Source organism: Extensimonas perlucida (assembly GCF_007655255.1).
Classification (GTDB): domain Bacteria; phylum Pseudomonadota; class Gammaproteobacteria; order Burkholderiales; family Burkholderiaceae_C; genus Extensimonas; species Extensimonas perlucida.
The window spans coordinates 52,386-71,696 of sequence record NZ_VMYE01000016.1 but is presented as its reverse complement, the minus strand read 5'-3'; the positions used below and the strand labels follow the sequence as shown (position 1 = coordinate 71,696).

Below are 19,311 nucleotides of genomic sequence, written 5' to 3'. Positions count from 1 at the left end.
TGCCCACAGCCCTCCACGATGGTGAGAAAAATCTCCAATACACTGCCGACGTCTACAACGATTCGACTCGTTGCGCCTCGCTGCTTTTTGCGGGGGCTTCAGGCTCATACCTGATTTGGAAAAGACTCCATCCTTGACGATGATGCGAGGGAGCAGTGCCAGGCGCGGGAGCGTCGCACCGCGTTGAAAGAACTGGCCCGAGGGGCAGTGATTCACTGAATCTGTCACGCGGATCGCTCCAGCCTGGTGTGCTTGCCATAGGCTGGAGGCAAAGAAGGGCTGCGCCCCGGGAAGGGGGACGCCCTTCTATAAAGATAAAAAGGTTACTTTACGGAGCTTTTAGGGATAAAATGGTGCTTGTCTTAAAGAGGGTTCAGCCATGTCCATCAATGTGAAACTGTCAGAAACGCTGGTCGATCAGGCGCGTCGGTATGCGCTCATTGAGCACCGCTCAGTGCCCAAGCAGATCGAGTACTGGTCGCAGATCGGCAAAATCGCTGAAGAAAATCCTGACCTGCCTTTCTCGATGATCCGCGACATCCTTGTCGCCGATCAGGAAGAGGCCGTCGGTGAGTACCAGTTCGGTTGATGCGGATTCTTGTCACCCCGACGTTCGAGCGGGCCGTCAAGAAGCTGCACCGGCAGCAGAAGGCCGAGCTTGATGCAGCCGTGAAAGCCGTCGCGCACGATGCCGAGATTGGCGAAGCCAAGGTAGGAGACTTGGCGGGCGTTCGCGTGTTCAAGTTCAGGCTGGCTAACCAGTTGTGCTTGTTGTCCTATCGTGTCCTCGACGAGGGAACGATCAAGCTGCTGACCGTTGGTCCTCACGAAAACTTCTACCGTGACCTGAAGCGGCTGGACCACTGAGGCGATGCCCTGCCGCTAACCGGCCGGGTTTGCTCATCCCGCCCGAGGTTTCCGGTGGCTGGGTGGGAAGTGGGTGGGTGACCCAAAGGGGCGAATTTCCATGGCTTTCATGGCAAATGGACAGGTTTCGGCGGGGTTTTGCCCCACTGTCGGTGGGAAATAGGTGGGGTGACCTGGAAGCTGACCGCGTAACGCTGCGTAACTCGTTGAGTTAGTTCGGTTTCTGGTTTCGCTAGACAGGTTCGCTCACTACCGGTGTGGATAACATCCTCGGCACCGCTGGTAACGACACGATCAACGGAATCACGAACGGACAGGGCGATGCCACGGCAATCTACACCGAGACCTTCGGCGGCCTGGATTCCGTGGATGGCGGTGCTGGCAACGACACGCTGGTTATTACCAATCCTTCTTCCACTGGTCAGCTGGAGTTGGGTACTGCCATTACCGTCAAGAACGTTGAGAACCTGTCGCTGATCAACGCCGGTGAAAACACCGTTAAGGCGGATGTTCAAGGCTGGACGGGCTTGACCAATGTCTCCATCGACGAGCGCGCCGGTGAAAACGTTCAACTCACCACCAAGGGCAATGTCACCACCGTGGCTGTCAAGGGTGGCGATGCGGTGTACCTGACCGATAACGGCGCTACCGACACGCTGGCCACGGAGTCTGTCGATAGCAACGACAACTACGTTGAGATCAATTCTGACGCCTTGACCTCGCTGAGCATCAAGGACAGCGATGCATGGGTCACCGTCAACGCCGCCGCCGGTGCCCGTATTCTTTGTCCATGCCCTGTAGCTGAGGGCGGATGATCGAAACTCAACCCTTAATTGCCGGGTCTATAATGGGAAATAGGCGTGGATGCCCTGCATCCGGGCTGGCATGCATCGTGCGATAGTGAAGAGGCGTGCCGGACACGGAACGGTGTTCGCGCGCTGGCTGTGAAAGGGGGACCCCATGCGCTTGCTGGACGAGATGCTCGCACTGAAGCTGCTGACGCCTGAGCAACACCTGGAGATCGGCGCCTGGGTCAGCCGCTCCAGAACACCCGAGAAGATCATGCAGATGCCGCCGCACCTGTGGCGAGCGCTGGAGATGGCCAGCCTGCTGATGGACTTCGAGGCGCCGACGACGCAGCGGCACTGACGTCGTCGAGCGTGTGCGCGCTGCCTGGCCTCAATAGGGGCTGGACGTCAGCGTGCCGTCGATCACGTCGACGTAATACGGCGCCACGCCGCTCCAGTCGCTGAGGTTGAACACCGTGGCCGAGTCGGCGAGCTTGCGCACTTCCACGTTGCGCAGGGTCAGGGCCTGGCCGGGGGCGCAGGTGCTGGCGCCCAGCAGCGGGCGCACGAAGTACACCGCGCTGTCGCTCACCGTCGAGACGTTGGTCACGCGCCGGGCCGTGTAGGGCTGGTTGGGGCCGTTGCCCTGCACGAGCAGGGCGGCCTCCACGTCCACGCCGATGCCGCGTGCACCGGTGCTGGCGCTGGTGCCGGCCGTCAGGATGCCGCCTGTGCAGCCCATGCCGTTGGCGGGCGCCACCAGTCGGGCGACAAAGGTCATCAGGCGGCCCATGCGATCGCGGCTGTCCAGGTGGGCGTCCAGGATCGTGTTGCGCAGTGCGGCCGGCGTCAGGAAGCCGCCGCTGAGGCTCAAGGGCGAGGGATCCAGGGTCATGTACTTGTTGTAGGGGTCGCTGAGCGCCTGGGTGGAGGTCACCGTGCCGCGCGCCGCCGTGAAGTCAAATTGGCCCAGCACGGCCATGCCGGCGCTCGTGCCGCCCATGGGCACCTGGCGCGCCATCAGGCCCTGCAGTGTGCGATCCAGGGCGGTGCCCTTCCAGAACTGCACGTAGTTGCTCTGGTCTCCCCCCGCGATGAAGACGGCGTCGGCCCGCGCCTGTTGACGCCGACCGAAAACTGAGCCACTTTTTGGTGTGATGCCGATCCAAATTTGAGCCAGGTGTTTTACCTACCCTGCTGTTTTTTGCAGCAAGGGACTGAAGAGGGTGATCACCATGGACATGATTGGCAAGATCCGGCGGATGCACCGCCGGGACAAGAAGACGAAGCGTGAGATAGCGAGGGCCACGGGGCTGTCGAGGAACACGGTGGCTAAGTGGTTGGACGAGGCGCAGCCCGTGGAGCCCAAGTACTGCCGTGAGGCGGCCAAGGCGACCAAGCTATCGGCGTATGAGGCCGATCTCAAGCATGCCTTGAAGGCCGATGCCAAGCGCCCCAAGAAGGAGCGGCGCACAGCCAAGGCCCTGTTTGCGCAAGTCAAGGCGGCAGATTACGAAGGCGGTTACTCCCGTGTGACGGACTTCATCCGCAAGTGGCGCCACAGTGAAGGCCAAGGGGCTGCAGCCAAGGCCTTCGTACCCCTGACATTTGAGCAGGGCGAGGCCTTCCAGTTCGACTGGAGCGAAGACGGCCTGCTGGTTGGCGGCGTGTACTACCGGCTTCAGGTCTCACACATGAAGCTGTGTGCCAGCGGCGCGTTCTGGCTGGTGGCCTATCCCAGCCAGGGCCATGAGATGCTGTTTGATGCACACACGCGCAGCTTCGCAGCGCTGGGCGGCGTGGCCCGCCGGGGCATCTACGACAACATGAAGACGGCGGTCGACAAAGTCAAGAAGGGCAAGGGCCGCGTGGTCAACGCCCGTTTTGCGGCGATGTGCGCGCACTACCTGTTCGATGCGGATTTTTGCAACCGGGCCAGCGGCAGGGAGAAGGGGCGCGTGGAGAAGGACGTGCAAGACAGCCGCAGACGCATCTGGGTGGAGGCGGGGCAGCGGCGCTTTGGCAGCTTTGCTGAACTCAACGCTTGGCTGGGCGAGCGCTGCCGGGCCCTGTGGCAGGAGCTGCGCCACCCGCAGCACAAGGCGTTCAGCATTGCCGAGATGCTGGAGTTCGAGCAAAGCCACCTGATGCCCATGCCAGCGGCCTTTGACGGCTATGTGGAGAACCCCGCCAAGGTGAGCAGCACCTGCCTGGTGACGGTGGCGCGCAACCGCTACTCGGTGCCTTGCGAGTGGGCGGGGCAACTGGTCAGCACCCGCCTGTACCCGACGCAGATTGTGGTGGTAGCCGGCAATGCGGTGGTGGCCACGCACGAGCGGCTGAGTGATCGCAACCAGACCCGCTACGACTGGCAGCACTACGTGCCACTGATTGAGCGCAAGCCAGGCGCGCTGCGCAACGGCGCGCCCTTTGCGGACCTGCCCGAGCCACTGCAGCGCATGCGCAAGGCGCTGGTGCATCAAGACGGCGGCGACAAGGTCATGGCCTCGGTGCTGGCCGAGGTGCCCAAGCAAGGCCTGGACGTGGTGCTGGTGGCCGTGGAGTTGGCCCTGGAGAGCGCGCCGCCATCGGGGCGTGTGAGCACCGAACACGTCATCAACGTGCTGGCGCGCCTGCAAGCGCAGCCGATACCGCAGAGCGTGGAGACCACACTGCAAGTGAGCCAGGCACCGCTGGCCGACACGGCGCGCTACGACAGCCTGCGCGCTGCCAGCGATGTGCAGGAGGCCGATCATGCGTGAGCTGGACAAGGAGCTCAAAGAGCTGCGCCTGTACGGCATGGCGGGGGCCTGGGAGGATCTGGTCAAGCAAGGCGGCCAGGCGACATTGGAGAGCTCGCGCTGGCTGTTGGAGCACCTGCTGCAGGCTGAGGCCACCGACCGGGCCATGCGCTCAATCAGCTACCAGATGCACACGGCCAAGTTCCCAGTGCACCGCGACTTGGCGGGGTTCGACTTCGAATGCTCGCCGGTGGACAAAAAGCTCATTGAGCAACTGGCCAGCATGGCGTTTGCCGAGCAGGCACACAACGTGGTGCTGGTGGGCGGGCCTGGCACGGGCAAGACGCACCTGGCCACGGCCATCGGTGTGTCGGGCATCACGCGCCAGGGCTCACGGGTGAGGTTCTACTCGACGGTGGACCTGGTCAACGCGCTGGAGCAAGAGAAGGCTCAGGGCAAGGCTGGGCGCATTGCTGGGGGCTTGCAGCGCATGGACCTGGTCATCCTTGACGAGCTGGGCTACCTGCCCTTCAGCCAGGCGGGCGGAGCCTTGCTGTTCCACCTGCTGAGCAAGCTGTACGAGCACACCAGCGTGATGATCACCACCAACTTGGACTTCAAGGAATGGTCCAGCGTGTTCGGCGACGCCAAGATGACCACAGCCCTGCTGGACAGACTGACGCACCACTGCCACATCGTGGAGACGGGCAACGAATCGCACCGTTTCATGCACAGCACGGCTGTGGCCAAGAAACGCATCAAGGCACGCGAACAGGCCAAGAAGGCTGAGCCGTTCTGAGCGCTGAAAGGGTAAGCCGCTACGGGCTACGCCCTGCGCGGCTTACCCTCAACGACGACCACCGAGTCAGTCCAACAGGGGAAAAACAAACCCAGGCGCTACACTTATCCACAGCCAGCCTTAACAGGTTGGCCAATAGCCCTGGCTCAAAATTCAATCGGCACGGTGGCTCAATTTTGAATCGGCGCCAACACCTCACCAGTATGGCGACGCGGCAGGATGCCGCCCGTACTGCTTCGTGTCCATGGGCATGACCATGGGCGGATGCCTTTCTCCAGCGTCTGCACGATACGCTCGGTGACTTCGGCGTACAGGTCACGCTTCTGTTTGGTGTTTTCCATCGTCTTTCCTTTCGGGTGTGGGTTGCGGGATGCAAACCTGCCCGTCGGCGAGACCGGGGATAGCAGAGCGCAACTGCCGAAAGCCAGTGAAGGGGCACTGCCCCGTCTGCACGAACGGCACGGGAGGGAGATGGGGAAGGACTGGCTGGAGGGCCGAGGCCGCCCAGGCTCGGCTGAAACGGTTGCGCGGCGCGAGGGGAGGCCCCCTTAGCGGTGTTTCGAGGTTCGGCGCTGCCAGGGCTTTTTCAGCAATGGCAAGCGAAAACAAGAAAGGCGCCCGTAGGCGCCTTTCCCTGCACGCACAAAGCGGAAATGGACGCAAACGGACTTGGCGTTGCGGGCCGGGGTTGACCGCAACTATGTATCCCTGATTGAGCTTGGCCGCAACAGTCCAAGCGTGCGCCTGATGTTCCGGCTATGTGACGCACTCGACATCACGCCATCGGACTTGCTCCAGGATGTAGAGCGCCGGATGCTCGTACAAGCGAAGGGCCGTTTATCGCCGCAAGCATGATCGAACGCGATTCCCTGACCCGTGCAATCAAGTGCAGACACCCCAAACAACACGACTAGCCTACCGGGTTGACTTTGGGCGGATGTTTGGGCGGGGAGACAGGCCACAAAAGAAAAAACCCTAAGTGAATCAATCACTTAGGGTTAATCTTGGCGGAAACGGAGGGATTCGAACCCTCGATGAGGCTCTACACCCCATACTCCCTTAGCAGGGGAGCACCTTCGGCCACTCGGTCACGTTTCCAATTCCATTATTATGCCTCAGTTCAGGCGCTGTCCCGGCACATTTTCAGTGTCTCGTGGGGCAGTTTCATGCCGCGGCTGGTTCCTGGTCGAGGTCGAAGGCGCGGTGCAGGGCGCGCACGGCAAGTTCCATGTATTTTTCGTCGATGACGACCGAGGTCTTGATCTCGGAGGTGGAGATCATCTGGATGTTGATGCCTTCTTCGCTCAGGGTGCGGAACATTTTGCTCGCCACGCCCACGTGGCTGCGCATGCCGATGCCGACGATGCTCACTTTGCAGATTTTGGTGTCGCCTATCACGGCCTCTGCGCCCAGCTTGGGCAGCACTTTTTCCTTGAGCAGATCGACGGTGCGTGCATAGTCGTTGCGGTGCACCGTGAAGCTGAAGTCGGTTTTACCGTCTTTGCTGACGTTCTGGATGATCATGTCGACTTCGATGTTCGCGTCTGCTACGGCGCCGAGGATCTGGTAGGCGATGCCCGGCTTGTCGGGCACGCCGAGCACGGAAATCTTGGCCTCGTCGCGGTTGAAAGCGATGCCGGATACCAGGGCTTGTTCCATGTTTTCGTCTTCCTCAAAAGTGATCAGCGTGCCCGAGCGGGCTTCTTCTTCGATGGGGATGTCCCAGGGCGTGAAGCTCGAGAGCACGCGGATGGGCACCTTGTATTTGCCCGCGAACTCGACCGAGCGGATTTGCAGCACCTTGGAGCCCAGGCTCGCCATTTCGAGCATTTCCTCGAAGCTGATGCTGCGCAGGCGCCGCGCCTCGGGCACCACGCGCGGGTCGGTGGTGTAGACGCCATCGACGTCGGTGTAGATCAGGCATTCGTCGGCTTTGAGCGCCGCGGCCACGGCCACGGCCGAGGTGTCGGAGCCGCCGCGCCCCAGCGTGGTGATGTTGCCCTCGCTGTCGATGCCCTGAAAGCCCGTGATGATGACCACCTTGCCCGCGGCGAGGTCGGCGCGCACGCGCTGGTCGTCGATCGATTCGATGCGCGCCTTGGTGAAGGCGCTGTCGGTGCGAATCGGCACCTGCCAGCCGGCGTAGCTGACGGCATCCACGCCCTCGGCCTGCAGCGCGATCGCGAGCAGCGCGGACGAGGCCTGTTCGCCTGTCGCGGCGAGCATGTCGAGCTCGCGTTGGTAAGCGGGCATGACGCGCGCTGGGGCGAGTTCTTTGGCCAGGCCGAGCAGGCGGTTGGTCTCGCCGCTCATGGCGCTCGGCACGACCACCATCTGGTAGCCCGCGCGCGCCCATTTGGCCACGCGCTTGGCGACGTTGCGGATGCGCTCGGTTGAGCCCATCGAGGTGCCGCCGTATTTATGAACGATCAATGCCATAAAGAAAAAAGCCCAAAAAACCGCCGCAAAACTGCTGTCGCACGAGGCTCAGCGTGCGCCGGCGGGTGGCGGAAAAAGCGCAGGATTGTACCAATCGAGTCGATCATCCACGCGCACCACGAAGCCGCGCCCGACCTTGATGTGGATGCGCTGGCCGCGCGTTCGGCAGGCGGCGATCTGGCGCTGCAACTCCTGCAATTGGGCGGCGCTGGGCGTGGTGTGGTGCGCGCTGCGCAGCCAGTGGCGCAGCACGTTGGCCTGGCGCTCGGGGCCCAGCGTTTGCAGTGCGGCGATCTGCGGCGGCGCGCCCACGAGCGCAAGGTCTTGCCGGGCCAGCTCGTGCAGCAGGGCGCTGGCCTGCGCGGCGTGTGCGGCCGAGCGCGCGAAGGTGTCGCGAAACGCCGGGAAAGCCGCTTCGAGCGCAGGCAGCAGGCGCGCGCGGATGCGGTTGCGCGTGTAGCGCTCGTCGCTGTTGCTCGGGTCTTCGATCCAGCCCTCGCCCTGCGCGCGCAGCCAGGCGCGCACCTCGGCGCCGGCCACGCGCAGCAAGGGGCGCCACCAGTGCAGCCCGCCGCTCTGCCAGTGCCCGGGCATGGCCGCGAGCCCGGCGACGCCCGCGCCACGCGAGAGCGCGAGCAGCAGGGTTTCGACCTGGTCGTCGGCGTGCTGCGCCAATGCTATTGATTGAATAGCTTCTTGTGCTTGACTGGAGAGCGCTACAGCCTCAAAAGCCTGGTATCTGGCGCGGCGCGCGGCATCCTCGGGGCTGGCGCCGCGCGCGGGCCGCGCGTCTATGCGTCGCACATGCAGCGGCACGCCCAGGCGTGCGCACAGCGCGATGCTGTGGCGCTCGAAGTCGTCCGCCGCCGCCTGCAGGCCGTGGTGCACGTGGATCGCCTGCACCTGCCCGGGCCAGCGGCGCGCGCAGGCCAGCAGCAGCGCGCTCGAATCGGCGCCGCCGCTCAGGCCTACGGCCAGCGGCAGCTGCGGGGCAAAAGCCTGCATCGCAGCGTCGAAAGATTGCGTCATGGCGAAGAACGGGCTGCGAAATACGGAACGCGATGACTCGCAGCGTGGCTGGCGGGTCCGCAACCGAGGATGCGGCGCGGGTGCTGCCGGCCCCTGCAGCGCCCAGCGCCTGCAGCGCGCCACTCGTGCGCATGGGCGTTGCGCAGCGCAACGCCCGCGCGGCTCATGCGCTCTCGGCCTTGGTGTCGTTGAAGCGGCCGTAGCTCTTGAGGCGCTCGTAGCGGCGCTCGACCAGTTCCTTGGGCTTGAGGTCGGCCAGCTGGCGGTACGCCTCGCCGAGCGCGCGCTTGAGAAAGGCCGACATTTGCTTGGGGTCGCGGTGCGCGCCGCCCACGGGTTCGCTGACGATCTTGTCGATGAGCCCGAGCGCCTTGAGACGATGCGCCGTGATGCCCAGGGCTTCGGCGGCTTCCTGCGCTTTTTCGTTGGTTTTCCAGAGGATGGAGGCGCAGCCCTCGGGGCTGATGACCGAGTAGATCGCGTATTGCAGCATCAGTAGCTGATCGCCCACACCGATCGCGAGCGCGCCGCCCGAGCCCCCTTCGCCGATGATGGTGCTGATGATGGGCACTTCGAGCTGCGCCATCTCGAAGATGTTGCGGCCAATGGCTTCGGACTGGCCGCGCTCTTCGGCGTCTATGCCGGGATAGGCGCCGGGCGTGTCCACGAAGGTGAACACGGGCAGGTGAAATTTCTCCGCCGTTTTCATGAGGCGCAGCGCCTTGCGGTAGCCCTCTGGCTTGCTCATGCCGAAGTTGCGCAGCGTGCGCTCTTTGGTGTCGCGCCCTTTCTGGTGGCCCAGCACCACGCAGGCGTGGCCGTTGAAGCGCGCCAGGCCGCCGACGATGGACTGGTCATCGGCATAGTGGCGGTCGCCGTGCATTTCGACGAAGTCGGTGAAGATGTCGCGCACATAGTCCAGCGTGTAGGGGCGCTCGGGGTGGCGCGCGATCTTGGTGATCTGCCAGGGCGAGAGGTGGCTGTAGATGTCTTTGGTGAGCTGCTGGCTTTTTTTGCTGAGCTGTTCGATTTCTTCCGAAATATCGACGGCGCTCTCGTTTTGCACGTAGCGCAGCTCTTCGATTTTGGTTTCGAGTTCGGCAATGGGCTGCTCGAAATCGAGAAAGGTTTTTTTTGCCAACGTCGTTCTCCTAGGAGCACGTGCCATCGAGGCACGCGAATGTCCCGCGCTGCCATGCTGCAAGCGGGGATGGACAGGTCAATACACCACGGGCAGCGGGTCGAGCGAGCGCCAAATATACCAAGTCGCCACGCTGCACCAGGGCTTCCAGGCCTCGGCCACCTCGCGCGCGTCACTGCGGCTTACCGGCTCGCCGGAAAAGTAGTTGCGGCTGATGCCTTTGAGCAGGCCTACATCGTCGAGCGGCAGCACGTTGGGGCGCATGAGATGAAAGATCAGGAACATCTCGGCCGTCCAGCGGCCTATGCCGCGGATCGCCACGAGCTCGGCGACGATGGCCTCGTCCTCCATGGCCGACCAGTCCTTGACGTGCAGCTGCCCTTGCTCGAAGTGCAGCGCCAGATCGACCAGGTAATCGACCTTGCGTGCCGACAGGCCCGCCGCGCGCATGTCATCCACCTTGAGCCTGAGCACCTGTGCCGGCACCATGCGCTCGGGCAGCGCGGCAAAGCGTTCCCACACCGATTGCGCGGCCTTGACCGAAATCTGCTGGCCGACGATGCTGCGCGCGAGCGTGCAAAAAGCGTCGCCGCGCGAAGCGAGCCGCGCGTCGCCGAACTGCGGGATCAGGCGCTTCATGACCCGGTCTTTGCGCATGAGGTGCTTGCAGGCGTCGCCCCAGTAATGGGGGGTGGTGGATGCGGGCGTGAATGGCGCGGCGGCAGGCCCGTGCGCTGCGTTTTCAGAAGCTGTCATGGCATGTTCCACGGGCACCGAAGGCATATTTCATACAAAAAGGCATCAGAGGCTGAGAGTTTTTCGGCCGCGGCCGAAAGGCGCATCAAAACGCCACCGAGCGAGGTGCAAAGCGCAGCCATAGCTCGGGCTATGGCGAACATTTGCAACGACAAGCGGGGGTGTTTTGGTGTGCAAGGCGATCATGGACGAAATACTCTCAGCCTCTCAGCGCACGGCTTCCCAGGTCGTGCCCGTGGGCGAATCTTTGAGCGCGATGCCTTGGGCCAGCAGCTCGGCGCGGATGCGGTCGGCCTCGGCGAAGTTCCTGGCTTTTTTCGCGGCGGCGCGCGCGGCGATCTGGGCTTCGATGTCTTCTTTTCGCATCACAGACAAGGAAGCAGATAGTGCCGCCCCCGCCCCTATCGAGCCAGGTTCAATGACTTGCGGGGAGGGGCGCCATTGTAGGAAGGCATCCGGATCACCCTGCAGCAGCCCCAGGCAGCCGCCCAGCGCGCGCAGCAGCGCCGCGAGCTGCGCCGAGCGCGTGCGGTTCACCTCGCTCGCGAGCTCGAACAGCACGGCCACGGCCTCGGGCGTGCCGAAGTCTTCGTCCATCGCAGCCTTGAAGCGCGCGGCCCACGTGTCGGCCCAGTCGATCTGGGCAGGCGCGCTAGGCTGGGCAGGCGCTGCCAAACTCAGCGCCGTGTAAAGCCGCTTGAGCGCCTGACGTGCATCGTCGAGGTGCGCGTCGCTGTAGTTGAGCGCGCTGCGGTAGTGCGTGCGCACGAGGAAAAAGCGCACGGTTTCGGCGTCGTAGCGCTGCAGCACCTCGCGGATGGTGAAGAAGTTGCCGAGCGATTTGCTCATTTTTTCGTTGTCCACGCGCACGAAGCCGTTGTGCACCCAAAAGCGCGCGGGCGGCTTGTCGGTGGCGCCTTCGCTCTGGGCGATTTCGTTTTCGTGGTGCGGAAACTGCAGGTCGGCGCCGCCGCCGTGGATGTCGAAGGTCTCGCCCAGCGTCGCGCAGCTCATGGCCGAACACTCGATGTGCCAGCCCGGGCGGCCCGGGCCGTAGGGGCTGTCCCACTTGGCCTCGGGCGGCTCCTCGGGCTTGGCGGACTTCCAGAGCACGAAGTCGAGCGGGTCCTGCTTGTCGTCGCTCACGGCCACGCGCTCGCCGGCGCGCAACTCGTCGAGCGACTTGCCCGAGAGCTTGCCGTAGCCGGGGAATTTGCGCACGGCGTAGTTCACGTCACCGCTGCGCGCGCGGTAGGCCAGCCCCTTGTGCTCCAGCGTGCCTATCATGGAGAGCATCTGCGGGATGTAGTCGGTGGCGCGCGGCTCCAAGGTGGGCGGCTCTATGCCCAGCGCGGCCGTGTCGGCGTGCATGGCGGCGGTCATCTCGTCGGTCAGCGCGCGGATCGTGATGCCGCGCTCGAGCGCGCGGCGGATGATTTTGTCGTCGATGTCGGTGATGTTGCGCACGTAGGTCACGCGCCAGCCGCTTGCCTTGAGCCAGCGCTGCACCACGTCGAAGGCCATCATCATGCGCGCGTGGCCGATGTGGCAAAGGTCGTAAATCGTCATGCCGCACACGTACATGCGTACATGGCCGGGCTCGAGCGGGGAAAACTCCTCCAAAGCACGCGAAAGCGTGTTGTAAATACGCAGGGTCATGAAAATCCAGGGGAAAAGGCCGCAAGCGTGGGCAGGGGCGATGGCTGTCGCGGGCTCGGGCGATTGCGCCACGGCGCGCAAAACACCCGTCGAAAGGCAGACCGCAGCCAGACTCGCAGAGCAATGCGAGGCGGTAGCGGCGCGGCGTCGCCATGCCCCCTTCGCTACAATCGGCCGCAGTATAAAGCCCGCCCCTTGCCCGCCTCTTGCCTGCGGAGCACTTGGCGCGCGCCAGAATCCTGCCTTATCCACCCTAGCTTTCCCGCTCATGAAGCCTGCCTATTGCGCTTTTGATTGCACTTTTTCGTGGCTGCTGCGCCTGCTGGCCTTGGCGGCGTTGCTGGCCGTTGGCGTGGCGCAGGCGCAGACCGCCGGGGACTACGCCGCCATCACCCAATTGCTCCGGGCGGGCAAGCCCGGCGAGGCGCTCACGCAGATCGAACAGCGCCTGGCCGCCAACCCGCGCGACCCGCAGCTGCGCTTTTTGCGCGGCGTGGCCCAGTCTGATGCGGGCAGGGCCGAAGACGCCATCGCGAGCTTTACCCAGCTCACGCAGGACTATCCCGAACTGCCAGAGCCGTACAACAACCTGGCCGTGCTCTATGCGCAGCAAAACCAGCTCGACAAGGCGCGCATCGCGCTCGAGATGGCCGTGCGCAACAACCCCTCCTACGCCACGGCGCACGAGAACCTGGGCGACATTTATGCGCGCCTGGCCCAACAGTCCTACGCCAAGGCGATGCAGCTCGACCCGAACAACACCACGGTCAAACCCAAGCTGGCCTTGCTGCGCGAACTGTTTCAGCGACCGGCCTCGACCACCCGCAGTTCCGCCTCGGCGGTGCGCAAATAAGCTTTTGTGCGCACATCGCAGCGGTGTGCGGTACCCAACGAGGTCTCGCGTGCGGCGCCTGTGTGCAAGCCAGGCAAGCTGCGCTACATCCTTCACGAGTTTCCCATGATTTCCAAACGAAAAACCACGTTTACCCTTGCTGGTATTGTGCTGGCAGCTCTTGTTTCAGGAGTCTCTACGGCGCAGGCGCAAACCGCGCCGCGCGTCCAACTGACCACCAGCATGGGCGACATCGTGCTCGAATTGAACCCGGCCAAGGCGCCGCGCACGGTGGAGAATTTTTTGCAATACGTGCGTGAGCGGCACTACGACGGCACGGTCTTCCACCGCGTGATCGACGGCTTCATGATCCAAGGCGGCGGCTTCACGCCCGACATGCAGCAAAAGCCCACACGCGCACCCATCGTGCTGGAGGCAGGCAACGGCCTGAAGAACGAGGCCTACACCGTGGCCATGGCGCGCACCGCGGCGCCCGACTCTGCGACGGCGCAGTTTTTCATCAACGTGCAAAACAACCCCATGCTCGACGCCCCGCAGCCCGACGGCTACGGTTACGCCGTGTTCGGCAAGGTGGTGCGCGGCAGAGACGTGGTGGACAAAATCAAGGCCGTGCCCACGGGCAACCGCGGCATGTACCAGAACGTGCCGCTCACGCCCGTGACCATTCTTTCTGCCACCGAAGTCAAGTAACTTCCCTTCCTGTTTTTTCAAAGAAAGCCCCCACCATGAGCAATCCCCGCGTCGAACTGCACATCGCCGGCTACGGCACCATCACGCTCGAACTCGACGCCGACAAGGCGCCCAAGACCGTGGCCAACTTTTTGTCCTACGTGCAAAAAGGCCACTACGACAACACCATCTTCCACCGCGTGATCCCCGGGTTCATGATCCAGGGCGGCGGCTTCGAGCCCGGCATGCAGCAAAAGGGCACCGATGCGCCGATCGACAATGAGGCCAACAACGGCCTGAAGAACGACACCTACACCATCGCCATGGCGCGCACCAGCGACCCGCACTCGGCCACGGCGCAGTTTTTCATCAACGTGGCCGACAACGGCTTCCTGAACTTCACCGCACCGACCGCGCAGGGCTGGGGCTATGCGGTGTTCGGCAAGGTCATTGACGGCGCCGACGTGGTGGACAAGATCAAGGCCGTGCCCACGGGCCGCAAGGGCTTCCACGACGACGTGCCCAAGACCGACGTGGTGATCGAAAAAGCCGTCGCGCTCTGATTTTTTTGCGCCATGTCGCTCGGCCTGCCGCGCTGCGAGTCAGCCCCCGAAGAACTCGTCGCCCCCGCAGGCTGGCACACGCTCGACTTCATCTCCGACCTGCACCTGCAGGCACCCGAGCGCGCCACGTTTGCCGTGTGGCGCGACTACATGCAGCGCACACAGGCGAGCGCGCTGTTCATCTTGGGCGACCTGTTTGAAGTCTGGGTCGGTGACGATGCGATCGAAGCCACGGGGAGCGAAGCGGCTTCCGAGGCATCTGGTGCGGACGATGCGGTCGGTGGAGCCAGCTTCGAGGCCGAATGCTGCGCCATCCTCCGCGCCACGGCGCAGCGCCTGCCTGTGTATTTCATGGTGGGCAACCGCGACTTTCTGGCCGGCGCAGGCTTTGCGCGCGCCTGTGGCCTTACGCTGCTGGCCGACCCCACGGTGCTGGTGTTCGCCGGGCAGCGCATCTTGCTGAGCCACGGCGACCAGCTCTGCGTGGACGACGTGGACTACCAGCGCTTTCGCGCCCAGGCGCGCGCGCCCGCGTGGCAGCAGCGCTTTCTGGCCCAGCCTTTGCCCGCGCGCCGGGCGCAGGCGCGCGGCATGCGCGCGCAAAGCAGCGCGCGCAAACACGCAGAATCAGGCGCCGGGTATGCCGACGTCGATGACGCCGCCGCGCGCGCCTGGCTGCGCACCGCCAAGGCGCAGTGGCTGCTGCACGGCCACACGCATCGCCCGGGCGCGCACGCGCTCGCGCCCGAGGGCCGGCGCGTGGTGCTCAGCGACTGGGACCTGTCCGCCACGCCGCCGCGCGCCGAGGTGCTGCGCCTCGACGCCCAAGGCTTCGCGCGCCACGATCTGACGCGCGAAGCTTGGCCGCAAGGCTGAACCAAGGCCCACTCCGCAGCCATGGCGACGTTCGGGCAGGCTTGGCGGCGCAGCGCGCAGGCGTTGCTTGCGCGCTGGCGTAGCGTGCCAGAGATCGCTCCGGCGCTGTGGCAGCAGACGCTGCACACCTACCCCTTCCTGGCCGCCTTGGCGCCCGAGGAGCAGCAAAAGCTGTGCACCTTGAGCGCGCTGTTTTTGCGGCACAAGGAGTTTCACGGCGCGCACGGTTTACAGGTGACGGACGCCATGGCGCTGCAAGTTGCCGCGCAAGCCTGCGTGCTCTTGCTGCACTGGGGGCCGCCCGCGCAGGCGCTGCGTTGGTGGGATGGCTTCGTCGGCATCGTGCTGCACCCCGGCCCCGCCGTGGCGCAGCGCGAAGCGATGGACGAGGCGGGCGTGGTGCACCGCTACCGCGAGGTGCTGACCGGCGAGGCCATGCAGCAGGGCCCCGTGATGCTCAGCTGGCCCGACGTGGCCGCGGGCGCACACACCGCGGCGCAGGGCGCGAACGTGGTGATCCACGAGTTCGCGCACAAGCTCGACATGCGCGACGGCGCGGCCGACGGCTGCCCGCCGCTGCCCAAGGGCTTCATGGGCACGCGCAGCGTGAAGACCGCGCGCGCCTGCTGGCATGCAGCCTGGGCGCCGGCTTACGCGGATTTTCGTGAGCGCGTGATCCTGGCCGAACGCTTCGGCGCCGACTGGCCCTGGCTGGACGCCTACGCGGCCACGGGCCCCGCGGAGTTTTTTGCCGTGGCCTGCGAGGCGTATTTCGTCAACCGCGCGCGCTTTGCGCAGGAGTTTGCGACGCTCGTGCCTTTGCTGGACGCTTTCTTTACAGCATGAGCGCGTGGTGCGCCGCTTGGACGATGTGCGCCGCATCGACGGCAAAAAAATCACGCAAGGCCGCACGGGTATCGCTGCGCCCGAAACCGTCGGTGCCCAGGGTGAGGTAGGGACGCGGCGCCGGAATCCAGGCGCGGATGCTCTCGGGCACGGCGCGCACATAATCGCTTGCAGCAATTACCGGGCCCTGCGTTTTTTGCAATTGCTGTAGCAGCCAGGGCACGCTCGCGCTGGATTCGCCCGCCATTTTTTGCTGCGTGCAAGCCTGCGCGTCCCGCGCCAGCTCGCTCCAGCTCGTCACGCTGAGCACAGTGGCCTGGATGCCTTCGGCAGCCAGTTGCTCGGCAGCCTTGCACACTTCGGTCAGGATGGCGCCAGAACCGAGCAAGGTCACAGTTTGAGATGAAATCGGCCTCTCGTGCGCTTCTGTATTGCTTGAGTAGCTTTTATAAACATAGCAACCACGCAGCACCCCTTCGACGGCAGCATCATCCAAGCTGGGCTGGGCGTAGTTTTCGTTCATGAGCGTGATGTAGTAGAAGACGTCGCGCTGCTCGACCAGCATCTCGCGCATACCATGTTCAAGCAGCACGGCGAGCTCGCCAGCGAAGGCGGGGTCATAGGCCTTGCAGTTTGGGATGGTCGCAGCCACGAGGTGGCTGCTGCCGTCCTGGTGTTGCAAGCCTTCGCCCGCGAGTGTCGTGCGGCCCGAAGTGGCGCCCAGTAAAAAGCCCCGGGCACGCTGATCGGCGGCAGCCCAGATGGCGTCGCCCACGCGCTGAAAGCCGAACATCGAGTAGTAGATGTAAAACGGCAGCATGGCCAAGCCGTGCACGCTATAGCTGGTGGCGGCCGCCGTCCAACTGGCCAGTGCGCCGGCCTCGCTGATGCCTTCTTCGAGTATTTGCCCGTCCAGCGCCTCGCGATAGCTGAGCACGGAGCCTATGTCTTCAGGGGCGTAACGCTGACCCAGGCTGGAGTAAATTCCTACCTGCTTGAACAGGTTGGCCATGCCGAAGGTGCGGGCCTCATCGGCCACGATGGGCACGATGCGCGGGCCGAGCTGCGGGTCTTTGAGCAAGTTGCCGAGCATGCGCACAAACGCCATGGTGGTGCTCATTTCCTTGCCATCGGCTTGCAGGGCAAATCTGGCGTAACTCTGTGCAGGCGGCACCGGCAACAAGTCGCAGGCGGTTTCACGGCGCGGCAAATAGCCGCCGAGCTGTGCACGGCGCTGGTGCAGGTACTGCATTTCAGGGCTTTGCGGCGCGGGACGGTAAAACGCAAGGCCCGTGGTTTGCGCGTCGCTCAGCGGCAGGTTGAAGCGGTTGCGAAAAGCAAGCAGCTCGCTTTCATCGAGTTTTTTCTGGCTGTGCGTGGTCATCTTGCCTTGCCCGGCTTGGCCCATGCCATAGCCTTTCTTGGTGTGCGCCAGGATCACCGTGGGCTGGCCCGTGTGCGCTGCTGCGGCAGCGTAGGCGGCATAAATCTTGACCATGTCGTGCCCGCCGCGGCGCAGCCGGTCGATCTGCTCGTCCGTCATGCCTTGTGCAAGATGCGCAAGCTCAGGCGTCTGGCCGAAGAAATGCTCGCGGTTGAAGCGCCCATCCTTGGCGGCAAAGGTCTGCATCTGCCCATCCACGGTTTCTTCGAGCGCGCGCAACAGCGCCCCCGTGTGGTCGCGCGCAAACAGACCATCCCAGTCGCTGCCCCACAGCAGCTTGATGACGTTCCAGCCCGCGCCAGCGAACAGGCGTTCGAGTTCGTCGATGATGCGGCCGTTGCCGCGCACCGGGCCATCGAGACGTTGCAGGTTGCAATTCACCACCCACACCAGGTTGTCGAGGGACTCGCGCGCAGCCAGGGTCAAAGCGCTCATGGATTCGGGCTCATCCATCTCGCCGTCGCCGAACACGCCCCAGACCTTGCGGCCAGCGTTGTCGAGCAGACCGCGATGCGTGAGATAGCGCATGAAGCGCGCGTGGTAGATGGAACTGATGGGCCCGATGCCCATGGAGCCGGTCGGAAATTGCCAGAAATCGGGCATGAGCCAGGGGTGCGGGTAACTGGACAGGCCCCGAGCGCCCGTATGGGGCGCGATGATCTCGCGCCGATAGTGCTGCAAGTCCTGCTCGGAAAAAAAACCCTCGAGGAAAGCGCGTGCATACACACCGGGCGCGCTGTGTGGCTGAAAAAACACCAGATCGCCGCGGTGCTGTCCTGGCCCCAAGCCTTCGCGGGCATGGAAAAAGTGGTTGAAACCCGTCTCGAACAGATCGGCAGCGCTGGCATAACTGGCGATGTGACCGCCGAGCTCGCCATAGGCCTGGTTGGCGCGCACCACCATCGCAAGGGCGTTCCAGCGCATGATGGATGCTAGGCGCTCTTCGATGGCCAGATCGCCCGGAAACACAGGCTGATCCTGTGCCGCGATGGTGTTCACATAAGGGGTGTTCAGGGTCGGCTTCCAGCCCACGCCACACTGGCGTGCCGTTTGCGCCAGCAGGTCGAGCATATGGAGCGCGCGCTGTGGCCCGGCATGGGTCAGCAAGGCAATGAATGCATCGCGCCACTCCGCGCTTTCCTGTGGATCCTCGTCTGCAGGAGCTGCGGCAGACCCGCGCGGAGGAAGAGATCGATGGACATTCATGGCAAGCACTTTAGCCTTGCAGCGCCCGAATTAGTTGCCGATGTATCTCGTGAAAAGCAGGAGTTTCAAAATATCATGCTGGAAACCATGAGAAATTCAGCACATGAAACTCAACGCAGTCGATTTACGTATTTTGGCGGAGCTGCAAGCCGACGGCTCCTTGTCGAACGTGGAACTGGCGCGGCGCGTGCATTTGTCGCCGTCACCTTGCCTCGCCCGCGTGAAGGCGCTGGAGGCGGCGGGTGTCATCAGCCGCTATGTGGCACTGACCAATGCCGCAGCCTTGGGGCTGGGGCTCACGGTGTTCATCAGCATCAGCCTCAAGACACAGAGCAAAGAGGCGTTGGCTGATTTCGAGCGCCGCATTGTCGAGCACCCTGAGGTCATGGAGTGCTATTTGATGACGGGAAATTCGGACTACCTGATCCGCGTGGCCCTGGCAGACATCCCGGCCTTGGAGCGCTTCATCCTGGAGCAGCTCACGCCCATTCCCGGGATCGAAAAAATCCGCACCAGCTTTGCCCTCAAGCAGGTACGCTACAAAACGGCTCTGCCATTGCCCACGCCTTGAGTGCGGCTTTTTCTTGCCCCGTCTTTCTTTGGGCGTCGTGGCGACGGCAGCGTAGGGGCAAGCG

20 protein-coding genes, 1 tRNA gene and 1 pseudogene are annotated in these 19,311 nt (G+C 63.9%); 13 read left to right on the top strand and 9 right to left on the bottom strand.

What is annotated here, in order from left to right; translation table 11 throughout:
• Positions 1-379 precede the first annotated feature (379 nt).
• The 4 genes from FK527_RS12855 to FK527_RS12840 all read left to right on the top strand — a co-directional run bounded on the left by FK527_RS12855 (position 380) and on the right by FK527_RS12840 (position 2,016).
• The gene (locus tag FK527_RS12855) at positions 380-589 is read left to right on the top strand and encodes a TA system antitoxin ParD family protein (protein WP_144734562.1); all 210 of its coding nucleotides are present in this window, start codon (positions 380-382) and stop codon (positions 587-589) included.
• Complete coding sequence (locus tag FK527_RS12850; protein ID WP_144734559.1) at positions 589-867, top strand: type II toxin-antitoxin system RelE/ParE family toxin; 279 nt, start codon at positions 589-591, stop codon at positions 865-867. Before FK527_RS12855 ends, FK527_RS12850 begins: the two co-directional genes overlap by 1 nt.
• Positions 868-1,124: 257 nt before the next feature.
• The gene (locus FK527_RS12845) at positions 1,125-1,682 is read left to right on the top strand and encodes a hypothetical protein (protein WP_144734556.1); all 558 of its coding nucleotides are present in this window, start codon (positions 1,125-1,127) and stop codon (positions 1,680-1,682) included.
• Positions 1,683-1,827: 145 nt separating this feature from the next.
• Positions 1,828-2,016: a hypothetical protein gene (locus tag FK527_RS12840; RefSeq protein WP_144734553.1), complete on the top strand. Its 189-nt coding sequence runs from the start codon at positions 1,828-1,830 to the stop codon at positions 2,014-2,016.
• Positions 2,017-2,046: 30 nt separating this feature from the next.
• Here FK527_RS12840 and FK527_RS12835 read toward each other — a convergent pair whose 3' ends face one another.
• Positions 2,047-2,814, bottom strand: a complete 768-nt coding sequence (locus FK527_RS12835) for a cyanophycinase (protein ID WP_281287832.1) — start codon at positions 2,812-2,814, stop codon at positions 2,047-2,049.
• A gap of 76 nt (positions 2,815-2,890) precedes the next feature.
• Here FK527_RS12835 and istA point away from each other — a divergent pair, with 76 nt between their 5' ends.
• On the top strand, positions 2,891-4,417 hold the full coding sequence (gene istA, locus FK527_RS12830; protein ID WP_144734548.1) for an IS21 family transposase: 1,527 nt from the start codon (positions 2,891-2,893) through the stop codon (positions 4,415-4,417).
• A complete protein-coding gene (gene istB / locus FK527_RS12825) occupies positions 4,410-5,195 on the top strand; it encodes an IS21-like element helper ATPase IstB (RefSeq protein ID WP_186298438.1) in 786 nt (261 codons plus the stop codon). The genes istA and istB overlap by 8 nt, the downstream gene beginning before the upstream one ends.
• A gap of 170 nt (positions 5,196-5,365) precedes the next feature.
• On the opposite strand, the gene FK527_RS12820 is transcribed toward istB, so the two are convergent.
• Positions 5,366-5,536 carry an ArdC-like ssDNA-binding domain-containing protein gene (locus FK527_RS12820; RefSeq protein ID WP_144734545.1) on the bottom strand — a complete coding sequence of 57 codons (171 nt, stop codon included), beginning with the start codon at positions 5,534-5,536 and terminating at the stop codon, positions 5,366-5,368.
• Positions 5,537-5,843: 307 nt separating this feature from the next.
• Between FK527_RS12820 and FK527_RS12815 the strand changes: the two are divergent.
• Positions 5,844-6,050: pseudogene (locus FK527_RS12815) on the top strand (helix-turn-helix domain-containing protein); the annotation flags it as partial.
• Positions 6,051-6,200: 150 nt separating this feature from the next.
• On the opposite strand, the gene FK527_RS12810 reads toward FK527_RS12815, so the two are convergent.
• The 6 genes from FK527_RS12810 to cysS all read right to left on the bottom strand — a co-directional run bounded on the left by FK527_RS12810 (position 6,201) and on the right by cysS (position 12,219).
• A tRNA-Ser gene (locus tag FK527_RS12810) sits at positions 6,201-6,293 on the bottom strand.
• A 66-nt stretch (positions 6,294-6,359) separates the two neighbouring features.
• Positions 6,360-7,634, bottom strand: a complete 1,275-nt coding sequence (locus tag FK527_RS12805) for an aspartate kinase (protein WP_144734539.1) — start codon at positions 7,632-7,634, stop codon at positions 6,360-6,362.
• 48 nt (positions 7,635-7,682) lie between these two features.
• A complete protein-coding gene (tilS, locus tag FK527_RS12800) occupies positions 7,683-8,663 on the bottom strand; it encodes a tRNA lysidine(34) synthetase TilS (protein WP_144734536.1) in 981 nt (326 codons plus the stop codon).
• A 163-nt stretch (positions 8,664-8,826) separates the two neighbouring features.
• Entirely contained in the window at positions 8,827-9,804 is a 978-nt protein-coding gene (locus tag FK527_RS12795; RefSeq protein ID WP_144734533.1) for an acetyl-CoA carboxylase carboxyltransferase subunit alpha, read from the bottom strand.
• 78 nt (positions 9,805-9,882) lie between these two features.
• On the bottom strand, positions 9,883-10,560 hold the full coding sequence (locus tag FK527_RS12790) for a DNA-3-methyladenine glycosylase family protein (protein WP_144734530.1): 678 nt from the start codon (positions 10,558-10,560) through the stop codon (positions 9,883-9,885).
• A 207-nt stretch (positions 10,561-10,767) separates the two neighbouring features.
• Positions 10,768-12,219: a cysteine--tRNA ligase gene (gene cysS / locus FK527_RS12785; protein WP_144734527.1), complete on the bottom strand. Its 1,452-nt coding sequence runs from the start codon at positions 12,217-12,219 to the stop codon at positions 10,768-10,770.
• 268 nt (positions 12,220-12,487) lie between these two features.
• On the opposite strand from cysS, the gene FK527_RS12780 reads away from it, so the two are divergent.
• The 5 genes from FK527_RS12780 to FK527_RS12760 all read left to right on the top strand — a co-directional run bounded on the left by FK527_RS12780 (position 12,488) and on the right by FK527_RS12760 (position 16,026).
• Positions 12,488-13,072, top strand: a complete 585-nt coding sequence (locus FK527_RS12780) for a tetratricopeptide repeat protein (RefSeq protein WP_144734524.1) — start codon at positions 12,488-12,490, stop codon at positions 13,070-13,072.
• 105 nt (positions 13,073-13,177) lie between these two features.
• Positions 13,178-13,762, top strand: a complete 585-nt coding sequence (locus tag FK527_RS12775; RefSeq protein ID WP_144734521.1) for a peptidylprolyl isomerase — start codon at positions 13,178-13,180, stop codon at positions 13,760-13,762.
• Positions 13,763-13,797: 35 nt separating this feature from the next.
• Entirely contained in the window at positions 13,798-14,304 is a 507-nt protein-coding gene (locus FK527_RS12770) for a peptidylprolyl isomerase (protein WP_144734518.1), read from the top strand.
• Positions 14,305-14,316: 12 nt separating this feature from the next.
• Entirely contained in the window at positions 14,317-15,180 is an 864-nt protein-coding gene (locus FK527_RS12765; RefSeq protein WP_144734516.1) for a UDP-2,3-diacylglucosamine diphosphatase, read from the top strand.
• A 21-nt stretch (positions 15,181-15,201) separates the two neighbouring features.
• Entirely contained in the window at positions 15,202-16,026 is an 825-nt protein-coding gene (locus FK527_RS12760) for a M90 family metallopeptidase (protein WP_144734513.1), read from the top strand.
• On the opposite strand, the gene mdeB is transcribed toward FK527_RS12760, so the two are convergent.
• Positions 16,016-18,676 (bottom strand): alpha-ketoglutarate dehydrogenase, encoded by a 2,661-nt coding sequence (gene mdeB / locus FK527_RS12755; protein WP_144734510.1) that lies wholly within the window; start codon positions 18,674-18,676, stop codon positions 16,016-16,018. The genes FK527_RS12760 and mdeB overlap by 11 nt on opposite strands.
• Before the next feature lie 103 nt (positions 18,677-18,779).
• Between mdeB and FK527_RS12750 the strand changes: the two genes are divergently transcribed.
• The gene (locus FK527_RS12750) at positions 18,780-19,247 is read left to right on the top strand and encodes an Lrp/AsnC family transcriptional regulator (protein WP_144734507.1); all 468 of its coding nucleotides are present in this window, start codon (positions 18,780-18,782) and stop codon (positions 19,245-19,247) included.
• Positions 19,248-19,311 lie beyond the last annotated feature (64 nt).